At 71.1% G+C, this 13,660-nt stretch carries 16 protein-coding genes; 9 read left to right on the top strand and 7 right to left on the bottom strand.

Annotation, left to right across the window (positions count from 1 at the left end):
* Window positions 1-270: 270 nt before the first annotated feature.
* The gene (locus NMK44_RS03575; RefSeq protein ID WP_254738087.1) at window positions 271-1,023 is read right to left on the bottom strand and encodes a GntR family transcriptional regulator; all 753 of its coding nucleotides are present in this window, start codon (window positions 1,021-1,023) and stop codon (window positions 271-273) included.
* 188 nt (window positions 1,024-1,211) lie between these two features.
* On the opposite strand from NMK44_RS03575, the gene NMK44_RS03570 reads away from it, so the two are divergent.
* Window positions 1,212-2,633, top strand: a complete 1,422-nt coding sequence (locus NMK44_RS03570; protein WP_254738085.1) for a M1 family metallopeptidase — start codon at window positions 1,212-1,214, stop codon at window positions 2,631-2,633.
* A 37-nt stretch (window positions 2,634-2,670) separates the two neighbouring features.
* Here the strand turns inward: NMK44_RS03570 and NMK44_RS03565 are convergent, their stop codons facing one another.
* A complete protein-coding gene (locus tag NMK44_RS03565) occupies window positions 2,671-3,630 on the bottom strand; it encodes a GlxA family transcriptional regulator (RefSeq protein ID WP_254738083.1) in 960 nt (319 codons plus the stop codon).
* Between the two features lie 156 nt (window positions 3,631-3,786).
* Between NMK44_RS03565 and NMK44_RS03560 the strand changes: the two genes are divergently transcribed.
* The 3 genes from NMK44_RS03560 (at window position 3,787) to NMK44_RS03550 (ending at window position 5,271) form a co-directional block, all read left to right on the top strand.
* Window positions 3,787-4,299, top strand: coding sequence for a PaaI family thioesterase (locus tag NMK44_RS03560; RefSeq protein WP_254738081.1), 513 nt, complete (start codon window positions 3,787-3,789; stop codon window positions 4,297-4,299).
* 21 nt (window positions 4,300-4,320) lie between these two features.
* Complete coding sequence (locus NMK44_RS03555) at window positions 4,321-4,629, top strand: DUF4326 domain-containing protein (protein WP_254738079.1); 309 nt, start codon at window positions 4,321-4,323, stop codon at window positions 4,627-4,629.
* A 72-nt stretch (window positions 4,630-4,701) separates the two neighbouring features.
* Window positions 4,702-5,271: a Uma2 family endonuclease gene (locus NMK44_RS03550; protein ID WP_254738077.1), complete on the top strand. Its 570-nt coding sequence runs from the start codon at window positions 4,702-4,704 to the stop codon at window positions 5,269-5,271.
* Between the two features lie 66 nt (window positions 5,272-5,337).
* Here the strand turns inward: NMK44_RS03550 and ychF are convergent, their stop codons facing one another.
* Window positions 5,338-6,426 (bottom strand): redox-regulated ATPase YchF, encoded by a 1,089-nt coding sequence (gene ychF, locus NMK44_RS03545; RefSeq protein ID WP_254738075.1) that lies wholly within the window; start codon window positions 6,424-6,426, stop codon window positions 5,338-5,340.
* Window positions 6,427-6,623: 197 nt separating this feature from the next.
* Between ychF and NMK44_RS03540 the strand changes: the two genes are divergently transcribed.
* Complete coding sequence (locus NMK44_RS03540; protein ID WP_254738073.1) at window positions 6,624-7,295, top strand: DUF6542 domain-containing protein; 672 nt, start codon at window positions 6,624-6,626, stop codon at window positions 7,293-7,295.
* Here the strand turns inward: NMK44_RS03540 and ppgK are convergent.
* Together ppgK and NMK44_RS03530 are read right to left on the bottom strand one after the other, a co-directional pair.
* Window positions 7,192-7,980, bottom strand: a complete 789-nt coding sequence (gene ppgK, locus NMK44_RS03535; protein WP_254738071.1) for a polyphosphate--glucose phosphotransferase — start codon at window positions 7,978-7,980, stop codon at window positions 7,192-7,194. The two genes, NMK44_RS03540 and ppgK, sit on opposite strands and share 104 nt — an antisense overlap.
* A complete protein-coding gene (locus tag NMK44_RS03530) occupies window positions 7,977-9,008 on the bottom strand; it encodes a 4-hydroxy-3-methylbut-2-enyl diphosphate reductase (RefSeq protein WP_254738069.1) in 1,032 nt (343 codons plus the stop codon). Before NMK44_RS03530 ends, ppgK begins: the two co-directional genes overlap by 4 nt.
* Window positions 9,009-9,062: 54 nt before the next feature.
* Between NMK44_RS03530 and xseA the strand changes: the two genes are divergently transcribed.
* From xseA to NMK44_RS03515, 3 genes are all read left to right on the top strand, one after another.
* Window positions 9,063-10,292, top strand: coding sequence for an exodeoxyribonuclease VII large subunit (gene xseA, locus NMK44_RS03525; RefSeq protein ID WP_254738067.1), 1,230 nt, complete (start codon window positions 9,063-9,065; stop codon window positions 10,290-10,292).
* 45 nt (window positions 10,293-10,337) lie between these two features.
* A complete protein-coding gene (locus tag NMK44_RS03520; RefSeq protein WP_254738065.1) occupies window positions 10,338-10,613 on the top strand; it encodes an exodeoxyribonuclease VII small subunit in 276 nt (91 codons plus the stop codon).
* Window positions 10,614-10,745: 132 nt separating this feature from the next.
* Window positions 10,746-11,336: a malonic semialdehyde reductase gene (locus tag NMK44_RS03515; RefSeq protein ID WP_254738063.1), complete on the top strand. Its 591-nt coding sequence runs from the start codon at window positions 10,746-10,748 to the stop codon at window positions 11,334-11,336.
* Between the two features lie 55 nt (window positions 11,337-11,391).
* On the opposite strand, the gene NMK44_RS03510 is transcribed toward NMK44_RS03515, so the two are convergent.
* Window positions 11,392-11,955, bottom strand: coding sequence for a DUF4245 domain-containing protein (locus NMK44_RS03510; RefSeq protein WP_254738717.1), 564 nt, complete (start codon window positions 11,953-11,955; stop codon window positions 11,392-11,394).
* Between the two features lie 186 nt (window positions 11,956-12,141).
* On the opposite strand from NMK44_RS03510, the gene glpX reads away from it, so the two are divergent.
* Window positions 12,142-13,173, top strand: a complete 1,032-nt coding sequence (glpX, locus tag NMK44_RS03505) for a class II fructose-bisphosphatase (RefSeq protein WP_254738061.1) — start codon at window positions 12,142-12,144, stop codon at window positions 13,171-13,173.
* 113 nt (window positions 13,174-13,286) lie between these two features.
* On the opposite strand, the gene NMK44_RS03500 is transcribed toward glpX, so the two are convergent.
* Window positions 13,287-13,643 carry a WhiB family transcriptional regulator gene (locus NMK44_RS03500; protein WP_176180866.1) on the bottom strand — a complete coding sequence of 119 codons (357 nt, stop codon included), beginning with the start codon at window positions 13,641-13,643 and terminating at the stop codon, window positions 13,287-13,289.
* Between the last annotated feature and the right edge of the window lie 17 nt (window positions 13,644-13,660).

Here is a 13,660-nt window from a genome sequence, read left to right as displayed (position 1 = left end):
CCCGGTAATCCTGCGTAACGCACAGCGGATTCAAGGGCTCTTGATGAATGTTCGTACCCGGCTATCGCAAATGGCCCGCGATGGATGAGTGACGCGAGTTGAGTCCGATGTGCCGGACTTCGATCCGGAGTTCCGCGCAGATACGCGGCTCAAATCTACCTCAAATTCAGTTGAGCTCAAATCGAGCTCAAATTCACCTGGGGCAAAGGGAGTTGGCGTTCGAGGGGCCGCGCAATCGATGGCGCCGCCCCAACAGGGCGGCGCCCGGGGTCACTTCACCGGAAGGTGGTACGCGACCCGATAGCGCTCGGCCAGCACCACCACATCCGCCGTCTCCACCGGACGCCCGCCCGCGCGGTACGTACGGGAGACGACCAGCACCGCGTGGCCCGGCACCCCGCCGAGCGCCAGCACCTCCTCCGCCAGCCCGGGGCGCGCCGCGACCTCCTCGGTCACGTTGTCCACCACCAGGTCGAGGGCGGCCATCCGGGAGACCACCCCGCGCCCGGCCAGCGGACCCTCCTCGGGGAGCATCACCGGGGTGCGGCCGGTGATCGCGAGCGGCTCCCAGGAGGTGGAGAGCATCACCGGCTCCCCGCCCGAGCGGAAGAGATAGCGGGTGCGCATCACCCGGTCACCGGGCTCGATCCCCAGCCGCTCGGCGGTCTCCGGCCCGGCCTCCTCCTGCTCGCTCACCGCGTCCCAGGTGCCGATGACCCGGTCGTCCGCCTGCTCCTGGCGGAACGGGGAGGACGGGCCCGAGCCGTGGTACCCGGCGCGGGAGAGCAGCCGCGGGACGAGCTGGGGGCGCACATAGGTGCCCGAGCCGGAGCGGCCCTCCACCAGCCCCTCGGCCATCAGCACCTTGCGGGCCTCGAGCGCGACGGTGTCGGAGACCCCGTACTCCTCACGGATCCGCGCCTGCGAGGGAAGACGCGCGTGGGGTGGCAGCTCGCCCGCGGCGATCTTCTTCCGGAGATCGTCGGCGACGCGGAGATATGCGGGCTGGTCACCAAAGGCCACGTGCACTCCCAGTGGTTGACAGTCGGCAACAGCTTGGCAACCGAGGGTTGCCGATCGCAACTGAAGGCCAGAGCTTCACCAGAAGTGGTGAACCCCAGCTCAACGACGTTTACTTGGACTCCTTCGACAATGCCCCGTTCAGCCGGTTTCATTGGCGATCACCAGCTCACCTGACCAAGGAGCGTCCGTTGTCCCTACGTCGCCGTCCACGCGTCGTGTCCACCGCCCTGCTGCTCGTCCTGAGCGCGGCCTGTACCGGGGCCTCCGGCGGACAGGACGGCCCTGACCGTGTCCGCGGGGCCAAGCCGGGCGCCGCCGGCGTCGGCGACAAGCTTTTCCCGAAGATGGGCAACGGCGGCTACGACGTCACCGACTACCGGCTGACGCTCGACTACACGCCCGACTCCAACCGCCTCAAGGGCACCGCCAGGATCACCGCACGGGCCACCAGCGCGCTGAGCTCCTTCCATCTCGACTTCGCCGGGCTGCACGTCCGCAAGGCGACGGTGAACGGACGGACGGCCGAGGCCGAGCGGCAGGGCACCGAGCTGAAGCTCACCCCGGCCGCAGCCCTCCCCAAGGGCCGCGCCTTCACCGCCACGGTGGTCTACGACGGCAAGCCGAAGACCATCAAGGATCCGGACGGGTCCGAGGAGGGCTGGATCGAGACGGACGACGGCGCCGTCGGACTCGGTGAACCGACCGGCTCCATGGCCTGGTTCCCCGGCAACCACCACCCCTCCGACAAGGCCCGCTACGACATCACCGTGACCGTGCCCAAGGGGCTGACCGCCGTCTCGGGCGGGGAGTTGAAGCAGCGGAAGACCCACGGCCGTCACACCACGTTCCGCTGGAGCTCCGCGGAGCCGATGGCCTCCTACCTGGCCACCGTCGCGGTCGGCGACTTCGATGTGCACACCACGACCACCGACGGTGAACTCCCGCAGTACGTCGCGGTCGACCCCGACGAGGCGGGGGACTCCACCAAGGTGCCCGACCAGATCACCAAGGTGATCGACTGGGAGAGCCGGACCTTCGGCCGCTACCCGTTCTCCTCCACCGGCGCGATCGTCGACCATCTGCCCGGCCTCGGCTACGCCCTGGAGACCCAGACCAAGCCGTACTTCGCCGACGCGCCGGACGAGATGCTCCTCGTCCACGAACTGGCCCACCAGTGGTTCGGCAACGCGGTCACCCCCCGTCTGTGGAAGGACATGTGGCTCAACGAGGGGTTCGCCACCTACGCCGAGTGGCTGTGGGAGGAGGACCACGGCGGCCGCACCACCGACCGGACCTTCCGCAACTTCTACGACGGCACCGACGACGAGAGCGGCGGCATCTGGGACTTCGCCCCCGCCGCTCCGCCGAGCGCCGCGCGGGTCTCGGACGCGCCGGTCTACGGACGCGGCGCGATGGTGCTGCACAAGCTGCGCCGGGCCGTCGGCGACAAGGACTTCTTCACCATCCTGCGCACCTGGGTCAAGGACCACCGGCACGGCAACGCCACCACCAAGCAGTTCATCGCGCTGTCCGAGCGGATCTCGGGCAAAGATCTCACGAAGCTCTACGACGTCTGGCTGTTCGGGAAGGACAAGCCCGCGAAGCCGTGAGGCCGCGGAACGCGGCGTGAGTTCACTCTGCCTGAACTCAGCGGGAGCGCAGCGTCCCGGCCGTGGCGCCGGTGCGCTCCCGCAGCAGCACCCGCAGGGTGTTGGCGTGTTCGTAGCCGACCTTGCGGGCGATGGCCTCCAGCGACAGTCCGGTGGTGCGCAGCAGATGCGAGGCCCGCTCGACCCGCAGGTCCTGGACGAAGCGCACCGGTGAGGTGCCGAGGGTGCGGCGCACGGTGCGCTGGAGGGTGCGTTCGCTGACACCGAGGGAGCGCGCGGCGTCGGCCACGCTCACCGGCTCCTCCAGCCGCTGCCGGACCCAGCGCTCGAACCCGGCGACCACGGGGTCGCTCTGGGCGAGGGCGCTGGGGATGGTGTACGCCGACTGCGCGGGCCGTTCGTCCACCACCAGATAGCTGGTGACGAGGTCGGCCACCGCGGGGCTGGTCATCCGGACCACCGCGAGGGCGAGATCCACATGGCCGAAGGCCGCCCCCGCGGTGATCACCCCGTCCGACGCGCACACCATCCGGGTCTCGTCGACCGCGACCCCGGGGTACCGCTTACGGAAGACCGGCGCCAGCCACCAGCTGGTGGTCGCCCGCCGCCCCTCCAGCACGCCCGCCTCGGCCAGCAGGAACGTCCCCGTACAGGCCGAGGCCACCGGGGCGCCCCGCTCCCGGGTCCGGGCCACCAGCTCCCGCGCCGCCGCCGACGGCTCCCCGGCGACATGGGCGAGCAGCACCTCCGGCCGCCGTTCCGCCAGTGCCGGGACCAGCAGCAGATCCGCGTCCGCCGCCTCGGCCACCGGCGCGGTGGTCACCTCCAGCCCGGCGCCGGTGCGCACCCGGCGGCGGAAGCCCACGGTGGTGACCCGCCAGGCGGGCGGAGGCTGCGGCAGCTCCCGGCGCATCCCGTTGGCGCCCCGGAGCACGTCGAGGAAGGCCGCGAGGCCGGAGTCGAAGCAGCCGTCATAGGCCAGCACCGCGATGTCCATGACGGAAACGGTATCGGAACCGTCGTTTCCGACACTGGGAGGCGACCGCCGGTGGACCTAGCGTGAGGGCTCACCAGCCCGGGCACCATCCGGCCCCGGCCGCCCCGGCCCAGCCGACCCGGCCCCAGCCGACCTGCGAGAACGGACGCACCACCGATGACCGACACCCGCACCGCGCGTACCCGCACCCATACCTGGGAGCCGCCCGCCCCCGACCCCGAGGACTTCCACCGCTCGGGCCTCGAGGTGCTCCAGCGGATCCTGGACGGACGGCGGCCCGCACCGCCGATCGGCTCCACCCTCGGCTTCCGGCTGGTGGAAGCCGCCGAGGGACGCGCGGTCTTCGAGGGCGAACCCGGGGAGCACCTGCTCAACCCGATGGGCTCCGTCCACGGCGGCTTCCTGGCCACCCTCCTCGACTCGGCCCTCGGCTGCGCCGTCCTGTCGACCCTCCCCGCCGGACGCCTCTACACCACCGCCCAACTGGGGGTCCATCTGGTGCGCCCGGTCTTCGCCGACACCCCGCCGCTGCGCTGCGAGGGTACGGTCCTGCACACGGGCCGCACGACCGCGACCGCCGAGGCACGCGTCATCGGCGCCACCGACGGCAAGCTGTACGCACACGCCACCACCACCTGCGCGGTCATGGACGCACCGCGGAACGGCTGACCGAGCCGGAAGGAACCGCCCATGTCCGAGACGACCGTCGTCAACCTCAAGGGCCACCGCGACGACCCGGACTACGCCGACGTGGTCTACGTCGGCCGGGCCATGCACCGCGGCGGCTGGCACCTCGACGCCTCCCCGCTGGCCAGCCCCTACCGCCCCGGCCCGGACGGCACCCGCGAGGAGGTCCTGGAGAAGTACCGCGCCCACCTCCTCGCCCACCCCGACCTCCTGGCCCTTCTCCCCGCCCTCCGCGGCCACCGCCTCGGCTGCTGGTGCGTCCCGCTGCCGTGCCACGCCCAAGTCATCGCAGAACTGGCGGACAACGGCTGACCTCGCTCCCGCCGGATGCGGCGGCCCGCCGATCGGCAGCCGCCGCATCTCCCGAATCGCTACGGTTGCACCATGACCGCACTGCCCGCCTGGACGCGCCCGCCGCGCGCCGAAGGCTGGTTCGCGGAGGACTTGGACCACCTTCCCGAGGCGCCCCGCCACACCGAGCTCATCGACGGAGCGCTCGTCTTCATGACGTCCCCCCAGCGATCCTGGCACGGCCGCCTCGTCACCAGACTCACGGTCGCGCTCGAGCAGCAGGCTCCCGAGGGCTTCGAGGTCGACCGGGAGATGACGATCCGCCTCGACGAGCGCAATCGCCCGGAGCCGGATCTGCTGCTGACCACCGCTCCCTTCGTCGCCGACCGCACCTGGTACGCACCGGAGCAGGTCCGCCTTGTGATCGAGGTCGTTTCGCCCGAATCCGCCCACCGCGACCGGACCGTCAAGCTCCGCAAGTACGCCGAAGCCGGGATCCCGCATTACTGGTGCATCGAGGACGAGCACGGCGCTCCCGTCGTCCATGTCTACGAGCTGGACGAGCCGACAAGGGGCTACGCACCGGCGGGCATCTTCCGCAACATCCTCAAACGGCCGGTGCCGTTCCCGGTCGATCTCGACCTGGACAGCCTCACCCCCTGAGGACCATCCGCTCCGACAACGCTGAGGGCCGGGCTCATCGAGCCCGGCCCTCAGCGTGGAATGCGGTCAGACGTTGAAGCGGAACTCCACCACGTCCCCGTCCCGCATCACATAGTCCTTGCCCTCCATCCGCGCCTTGCCCGCCGCGCGGGCCTCCGCGACGGAGCCGGTTTCGACGAGTTCGTCGAAGGAGATGACCTCGGCCTTGATGAAGCCCTTCTGGAAGTCGGTGTGGATCACACCGGCGGCCTCGGGGGCCGTGGCGCCCTTCTTGATGGTCCAGGCGCGGGACTCCTTGGGGCCTGCCGTGAGGTAGGTCTGGAGGCCCAGGGTGTTGAAGCCGACGTGGGCGAGGGTGGCCAGGCCCGGCTCGTCCTGGCCGACGGACTGGAGGAGCTCCAGGGCCTCGTCCTCGTCGAGCTCGGCGAGGTCGGCCTCCAGCTTGGCGTTGAGGAAGATCGCCTCGGCGGGGGCGACCAGGGCGCGCTGCTCGGCCTTGAAGGCGTCGTCGGTCAGCTCGTCCTCGTCGACGTTGAAGACGTAGAGGAAGGGCTTGGTGGTCAGCAGGTGCAGCTCGTGGAGGAGCTCGGCGCGCTCGCTGCCCTGGACAATGCCCGCGGAGAAGAGGGTGCGGCCCTCCTCCAGGATGGCCTTGGCCTCCTCGACCGCCTTGACCTGGGCCTGCTTGTCCTTCTGGATCCGGGACTCCTTGACCAGGCGCGGCAGCACCTTCTCGATGGTCTGGAGATCGGCGAGGATCAGCTCGGTGTTGATCGTCTCGATATCGCTCTTGGGCGAGATCTTGCCGTCGACATGGACGACGTTCTCGTCCTTGAAGGCACGGATGACCTGGCAGATCGCATCGGACTCACGGATGTTCGCCAGGAACTTGTTGCCCAGGCCCTCACCCTCGGAGGCGCCCTTCACGATCCCGGCGATGTCGACGAAGTCGACGGTGGCGGGCAGTTTGCGGGCGGAGCCGAAGAGCTCGGCGAGCTTGTCGAGCCGGGGGTCCGGGACGCCGACGACACCGACGTTGGGCTCGATGGTGGCGAACGGGTAGTTGGCCGCGAGCACGTCGTTCTTGGTCAGGGCGTTGAACAGGGTCGACTTGCCGACATTGGGCAGACCGACGATTCCGATCGTGAGCGACACGTTGGCGACTTCCCGTAGCTTCCCGTAGCGGGGATGTGATGACAGGGACGTGGCCCCTGACGGGGCCGGTCCACCAGTCTACGGGGCCGTCCACGATCACCCACCCGGGCTGATTATCAGTCGAACACGCTGCCAAGGTCCTGCGAAGGGCGTGTCCAAGGGCGGATTACCGCCCTCCGTCGACCTACGTTGGTCGGGTGGAGCACTACAGCACACGGACGCCCCGGCGGACCGCGGCCCCGCCGCCCCGGCCGGCCGCGGACGATACGTACACGGGCCGGGGCGGCAGGGGACCGGGCAGGAGCGGCGCGGACCGGGTGTCACGCCCGGCGCGGGCGCCCGCGCGGCGGACGCGCCCGCTCGGCGCCGCCGCCGGGGCGCTGGCCGGGCTGCGCGGACGGGGCTTGAGCTGGCCGAACCCCCGGCTCACCGGACTCGGCACGGGGCTGCTGACCACCGGGGCCATGCTCGGCTTCGGCTGTCTGGACGCCTTACTCTTCTCCGGCTCCCCGGCCGTGTACAGCGGGTTCTTCCTGTTCGCCTGTGTCGCCTGCGCCATGTGGGTGCGCCCGGCCGATCTGCTGGCGGGGCCGGTGACGGTCCCGCTCGCCTTCACGGCCGGGCTGCTGCCGATCAACGACGGCGGCGACGGCTTCGGCGCACAGGCGGTCGGCGTGTTCACCGTGCTCTCGCTGCATGCGGGCTGGCTCTACTCCGGGACGCTGCTGACCGTGCTGATCGTGCTGGTGCGCCGGGCGACGCTGGTCAGCCAGCGCCGCCGGCAGCGGCCGACGCGGACGACGCGGCCATCGCGGCCCCCACGATCCCCGCATTGTTCTGGAGCCGGGCAGGCACGATCTCGGCCCTGACGCCCTCGATCAGCGGCAGGAACTTATGGGCCTTGCGGCTCACCCCGCCGCCGATCACGAACAGCTCGGGTGAGAACAGCATCTCCAGGTGGGCCAGGTACTTCTGCACCCGGTGCGCCCAGTGCTCCCAGCTGAGGTCGTGGTCCTCCTTGACCTTGGTCGAGGCGCGCTTCTCCGCCTCGTGGCCGTTCAGCTCCAGATGGCCCAGCTCGGTGTTGGGCACCAGGGTGCCGCCGGTGAAGACCGCGCTGCCGATACCGGTGCCGAGGGTGAGCAGGATGACCGTGCCCGTGCGGCCCTGCCCGGCGCCGAAGGTCATCTCCGCGACCCCGGCGGCGTCCGCGTCATTGAGCACGGTGACCGGGCAGTCCAGCCGGCCGCGGAGCAGCCCGGCCAGATCGGTGCCGACCCAGCTCTTGTCGACGTTGGCGGCGGTACGGGTGGTGCCCTCCGTCACGACGCCGGGGAAGGTCACCCCGACCGGCCGCCCGGACCAGTCGAAGTGCCGGACGACCTCCACCAGTCCGTCCACGACCGCCTCGGGCGTCGCCGGGTGCGGGGTGAGCACCTTGTGACGCTCCTCGGCCAGATCGCCGCGGTCCAGGTCCACCGGCGCGCCCTTGATACCGGACCCGCCGATGTCCACACCGAACACCCGCGCGGTGGAACCGCCCGCGGCGGTCACCGCTCCGCGCCGCCCGCCGCGGCATTCCCGGTGGCGGTACCGCCACCGGAGGCGGCCGCCGCCTCGGCCCGCAGATCGCGGCGCAGCTCCTTGGGGAGCGAGAAGGTCAGGCTCTCCTGCATCGGCTGGATCACCTCGACATCGCCGTAGCCGCGCTCGGCCAGCCACTCCAGGACGCCCTCGACGAGCACGTCCGGTACGGAGGCGCCCGAGGTCACACCGACCGTGGAGACGCCCTCCAGCCACGCCTCGTCGATCTCGCCGGCGAAGTCGACCAGATGCCCGTCCTTGGCCCCGGCGCCGAGGGCGACCTCGACCAGCCGGACGGAGTTGGAGGAGTTCTTGGAGCCGACGACGATGACGAGGTCGGACTCGGCAGCCACCTGCTTGATCGCGGTCTGGCGGTTCTGCGTGGCGTAGCAGATGTCGTCGCTGGGCGGGCTGATCAGCTGCGGGAAGCGCTCCTTGAGCGCGTCCACCGTCTCCATGGTCTCGTCGACCGACAGGGTGGTCTGGGAGAGCCAGACGACCTTGGACTCATCACGGACCTCGACGTTCTTCACATCGTCCGGGCCGTCGACCAGCGTGATGTGATCGGGCGCCTCACCGCTGGTCCCGATGACCTCCTCATGGCCCTCATGACCGATCAGGAGGATGTCGTAGTCGTCCTGGGCGAACCGGACGGCCTCCTTGTGGACCTTGGTCACCAGGGGGCAGGTGGCGTCGATGGTGGCCAGCTGCCGCTGCTTGGCCTCCTCGTGGACGACCGGCGCGACACCGTGGGCCGAGAAGATCACGATCGACCCCTCGGGCACCTCCTCCGTCTCGTCGACGAAGATCGCGCCCTTCTTCTCCAGGGTCTGGACGACGTATTTGTTGTGGACGATTTCCTTGCGCACGTAGATCGGCGCGCCGTACTGCTCCAGGGCCTTCTCGACGGCGATCACGGCACGGTCGACACCGGCGCAGTAGCCACGCGGGGCGGCGAGCAGGACCCGGCGGGCGGAGGTTGCAGTCATGACCCCCATGGTAGGGGCGATGAACCGGGGGTCCTGTCGGCGGTGGCCGATACGCTCGCGGGCATGGCTGTCAACACGTCCGCGGAGGAGCCGATCCCGGTCGGCGAGGTGTCCCGGCTGATCGGGGGGTGGATCGACCGGCTGGGGGCGGTGTGGGTGGAGGGTCAGATCACCCAGCTTTCCCGGCGCCCTGGCGCCGGGGTGGTGTTCCTGACGCTGCGCGACCCCAGTTATGACATCTCGCTCACCGTCACCTGTTTCCGTGCCGTGTTCGACCGCATCGCGGACACGGTCACCGAGGGCGCGCGGGTGGTGGTGCACGCCAAGCCGGAGTGGTACGCCCCGCGTGGTCAGCTCTCGCTGCGCGCCGCCGAGATCCGCCCGGTCGGCGTCGGGGAGCTGCTGGCACGGCTGGAGCAGCTCAAGAAGGCGCTGGCGGCCGAGGGGCTGTTCGCCGCCGACCGCAAGAAGCGACTGCCGTTCCTGCCCCAGCGCATAGGGCTGGTGTGCGGCCGGGCGTCGGCCGCGGAGCGGGACGTCCTGGAGAACGCGCGGCTGCGCTGGCCCGCCGTCCGCTTCGAGGTGCGCAATGTGGCGGTGCAGGGGGTGCACGCCGTGCCGCAGGTGATCGAGGCGGTCAAGGAGCTGGACGCGCTGCCCGAGGTGGACGTGATCATCGTGGCGCGCGGCGGCGGCAGCGTGGAGGACCTGCTGCCGTTCTCGGACGAGCAGTTGGTGCGGGCGGTGGCCGCGTGTGTCACCCCGGTGGTCTCCGCGATCGGCCATGAGCCGGACTCCCCGCTGCTGGACCTGGTGGCCGATCTGCGGGCGTCCACGCCCACCGATGCGGCGAAGAAGATCGTCCCGGATGTGGGCGAGGAGCTGCTGCGTATCCAGCAGCTTCGCGAGCGCGCGCTGCGCAGCGTCCACGGACTGCTGGACCGGGAGGAGTGCGGGCTCTCGGCGGTGCTGGCCCGCCCCTGCTTCCAGCGCCCCCGGCGGATGGTGGACGAGCGCGAGGAGCAGATCGCCGCGGTGCTGGAGCGCGGCCGCCGCTGTCTGGGCCATCTGCTGGACCGGGCCGAGTCCGAGCTGACCCACACCCATGCCCGGGTGGTGGCCCTCTCCCCCGCCGCCACGCTGCGCCGCGGCTATGCGGTGCTCCAGCACGCAGACGGTTCGGTGGTCCGCGCGGCGGACGAGGTGGAGCGGGACGAGGAGCTGAGGGCACGGGTGGCCGAGGGCGAGCTCACGGTCCGCGCGGTCGGCGCCCCCGCCGCCGAGGGCGGCTGAGCGGACGGCCCTGCGGTGTCGGTCCCTGTGCATAGGGTGTGCGGCATGGCGAAGACGGACGGACAGGCGAACGACACCTCGGCCCTCGGCTACGAGCAGGCGCGGGACGAGCTGGTCGAGGTCGTGCGCCGGCTGGAGGCGGGCGGCACCAGCCTGGAGGAGTCGCTCGCGCTGTGGGAGCGCGGTGAGGAGCTGGCGAAGGTGTGCCGCCGCTGGCTGGAGGGGGCGCGGGCGCGGCTGGACGCGGCGCTGGCCGAGTCGGGTGCGGAGGACGCCGAGGGGGCGGACACCGGGGAGCGCGCGGGGGCCGACGGGGCCTGAGTGCATCTGGCCGGGGACGGCCGGGCGCTGTGATGCGGAGCACCCTGCCGCCGCTTTAGTTGAAAGTTAATCTAAAACCGGTACGGTAGGTGGCGACATCAGATCCCACCGCTGTGACCCGAAGGTTGTGTCATGACTCTCGCCCTCGACCCCGCCGCCCAGGACCTGCTCTTCCGCGAGGCGCACACCGCCAACACCTTCACCGACGAGCCGGTGTCCGAGGAGCAGGTGCGGGCGGTCTACGACCTGATCAAGTTCGGCCCGACCGCCTTCAACCAGTCGCCGCTGCGGGTGGTCCTGGTGCGCACCCCCGAGGCCCGGGAGCGTCTGGTGCCGCATATGGCCGAGGGCAACCGGCCCAAGACGGCCACCGCCCCGCTGGTCGCGATCCTCGCCGCGGACAATGAGTTCCACGAGGAGCTGCCGACGCTCTTCCCGCACTTCCCGCAGGCCAAGGACGTCTTCTTCGCCGAGCGCGACGCCCGTGAGCGGGCCGCCGGGCTCAATGCCGCGCTCCAGGCGGGCTACTTCATCGTGGGCGTCCGCGCCGCCGGTCTGGCCGCGGGCCCGATGTCCGGCTTCGACGCCGCCGGGGTGCAGAAGGAGTTCCTGGACGACGACCACACCCCGCTGATGGTGGTCAACATCGGCAAGCCGGGTCCGGACGCCTCGCGGCCGCGCGGCCCGCGGCTGGGCTTCGACGAGGTCGTCACCAGCGTCTGACGCCGCTCAGGCCGGCCGGCTGCGGCCGTCCGGTCCGGCGCTCCGGCCGCCGTGCTCAGCCCTTCCGGGCCTCGAGCGCGGCGGCCATCTTCGTCAGGTGGGCACGGGAGGCGGTCCCGGTGACGACCGTGGTCACCCCGCGCTCCCGGCAGACCAGGGCGTCGTACTTCTCACCCTCGTAGCGGACCCACTCCTTGCCGTCGATCCGCTGGACGTCCTTGGTCGCGCGGGCCCGCTGGGTGACGTCCTCGATGAAGGCCACCGGCTTGGCGTCGCTCTGCTCGACGGCCACGTACTCCCGCTCGGCGTCCAGGAAGCCCAGGTGCCAGGCGGCCCCGCCGTCCGCGCCGCCACCTGCGCCACCGCCGCCACCCGCCGGGGTGTAGGTGACCGAGGTGGCACGCCAGCCCTTGGGCAGACTGCCGGACCCGGGGGCGGCCACGGGGTACGGCGCGGCGCGGCGGGCCGTCTGGAGCTCGACCCGGTAGTCGACCGTCCGGACGCCGCCGTCCTTGTCGCTGTCGTCGTGCGGGATCTGGAAGACATAGATGCCCGCCGCGACGGCGCCGATCGCCGCCAACGACAGCAGCATGTCCCGGACCGTCTCTTTGCCTCGCATACCTGCCACGTCCCCTATCGTCCCTCATCCCGCCGCGGTACCCCGCAACAGGGCCGCGCTCATGCGTGGGGTCCTCTGCTCACCTTCGCAATCAACGGATAAAGTCATGAGCACCCTCACCCTGCTCGCCCGTCGAACGGCGAGGAGGGATCTTCCGGCCGTCGCCGTACAGAAAGGTGCGCTCCGATGACCGAGCATCATCTGCCGTCCCAGCTCGAGGTCAGCCCCGAGGCCCCCGACCGCAACCTCGCCCTGGAGCTCGTCCGGGTCACCGAGGCGGGAGCCATGGCCTCCGGCCGCTGGGTGGGCCGTGGCGACAAGAACGGCGCCGACGGTGCCGCCGTCAAGGCCATGCGTTCGCTGGTGCACACCGTCTCGATGAACGGCGTCGTGGTCATCGGCGAGGGCGAGAAGGACGAGGCGCCGATGCTCTACAACGGGGAGCGGGTCGGCGACGGCACGGGCCCGGAGTGCGATGTCGCGGTGGACCCGGTGGACGGCACCACCCTCACCGCCAAGGGCATGGCCAACGCGGTCTCGGTGCTCGCGGTCGCCGAGCGCGGCACGATGTTCGACCCGTCGGCCGTGTTCTACATGGACAAGCTGGTCACCGGCCCGGAGGCGGCGGAGTTCGTCGACATCACCGCACCGCCCGGGGTGAACATCCGGCGGATCGCCAAGGCCAAGCGGTCCAGCCCCGAGGACGTCACCGTGGTGGTGCTGGACCGTCCCCGGCACGAGGGCATCGTCAAGGAGATCCGCGAGGCGGGCGCGCGCATCAAGTTCATCTCGGACGGCGACGTGGCCGGAGCGATCATGGCGGTGCGCGAAGGCGCCGGCGTGGATCTGCTGCTGGGCGTGGGCGGCACCCCGGAGGGCATCATCGCGGCCTGTGCGATCAAGTGCCTCGGCGGCACCATCCAGGCCAAGCTGTGGCCCAAGGACGACGAGGAGAAGCAGCGGGCCCTGGACGCCGGTCACGACCTGGACCAGGTGCTCCAGACCGACGACCTGGTCAAGGGTGACAACGTGTTCTTCGTCGCCACCGGTATCACCGACGGCGATCTGCTGCGCGGGGTGCGGTACCGCGCGGAGACCGCGACCACCCAGTCGCTGGTGATGCGGTCCAAGTCCGGGACCATCCGGCAGATCGACTCCACCCACCGGCTGTCCAAGCTGCGCGCGTACGCCTCGGTGGACTTCGAGCGCGCCCGCTAGGACGGACCCCTGGGGCGGACGACGCCGCACACCACGGGACCGGGCCTCATCTCTGCGGTGGGCCCGGTCCCGTGGTGTGTGATGAGTGGCGTGTGATGAGCCGGTCGGAGCGCTCAGCCCGCGGCGGCGACCCGCATGGCGCGCTGGAGCTCGGCCTCCCGGCGGCGGCGGCGGGCCAGCACGACCCGGCGCTCGGCGGCGGTCAGCCCGCCCCACACCCCGTACGGCTCGGGCTGCAACAGCGCGTGCTCCCTGCACTCGACCATGACCGGGCAGCGCGCACAGACGCGCTTGGCGGCCTCTTCCCGCGACAGCCGCGCAGCCGTGGGCTCCTTGGAGGGAGCGAAGAACAGCCCGGCCTCGTCCCGTCGGCACACCGCCTCCGAGTGCCAGGGGCCGGCCTGATCCCGAGCGGGGATGCGCTGCGGGGGCACGGCGGCGTCCAGCAGGGGCTGATGCGGTTGCAGCACGGTCTACTCCTGACGAC

It is taken from the genome of Streptomyces cucumeris (assembly GCF_024295805.1).
GTDB classification, from domain to species: domain Bacteria; phylum Actinomycetota; class Actinomycetes; order Streptomycetales; family Streptomycetaceae; genus Streptomyces; species Streptomyces cucumeris.
This window is presented reverse-complemented; position numbering and strand designations above follow the sequence as displayed.

Excerpts from the sequence above, each read along its gene's own strand:
- NMK44_RS03565 (WP_254738083.1), bottom strand. The coding sequence starts at position 3,630 with ATGGACATCGCGGTGCTGGCCTATGACGGCTGCTTCGACTCCGGCCTC.
- NMK44_RS03560 (WP_254738081.1), top strand. The coding sequence starts at position 3,787 with ATGACCGACACCCGCACCGCGCGTACCCGCACCCATACCTGGGAGCCG.
- NMK44_RS03555 (WP_254738079.1), top strand. The coding sequence starts at position 4,321 with ATGTCCGAGACGACCGTCGTCAACCTCAAGGGCCACCGCGACGACCCG.
- NMK44_RS03550 (WP_254738077.1), top strand. The coding sequence starts at position 4,702 with ATGACCGCACTGCCCGCCTGGACGCGCCCGCCGCGCGCCGAAGGCTGG.
- NMK44_RS03530 (WP_254738069.1), bottom strand. The coding sequence starts at position 9,008 with ATGGGGGTCATGACTGCAACCTCCGCCCGCCGGGTCCTGCTCGCCGCC.
- xseA (WP_254738067.1), top strand. The coding sequence starts at position 9,063 with ATGGCTGTCAACACGTCCGCGGAGGAGCCGATCCCGGTCGGCGAGGTG.
- NMK44_RS03520 (WP_254738065.1), top strand. The coding sequence starts at position 10,338 with ATGGCGAAGACGGACGGACAGGCGAACGACACCTCGGCCCTCGGCTAC.
- NMK44_RS03515 (WP_254738063.1), top strand. The coding sequence starts at position 10,746 with ATGACTCTCGCCCTCGACCCCGCCGCCCAGGACCTGCTCTTCCGCGAG.
- NMK44_RS03510 (WP_254738717.1), bottom strand. The coding sequence starts at position 11,955 with ATGCGAGGCAAAGAGACGGTCCGGGACATGCTGCTGTCGTTGGCGGCG.
- glpX (WP_254738061.1), top strand. The coding sequence starts at position 12,142 with ATGACCGAGCATCATCTGCCGTCCCAGCTCGAGGTCAGCCCCGAGGCC.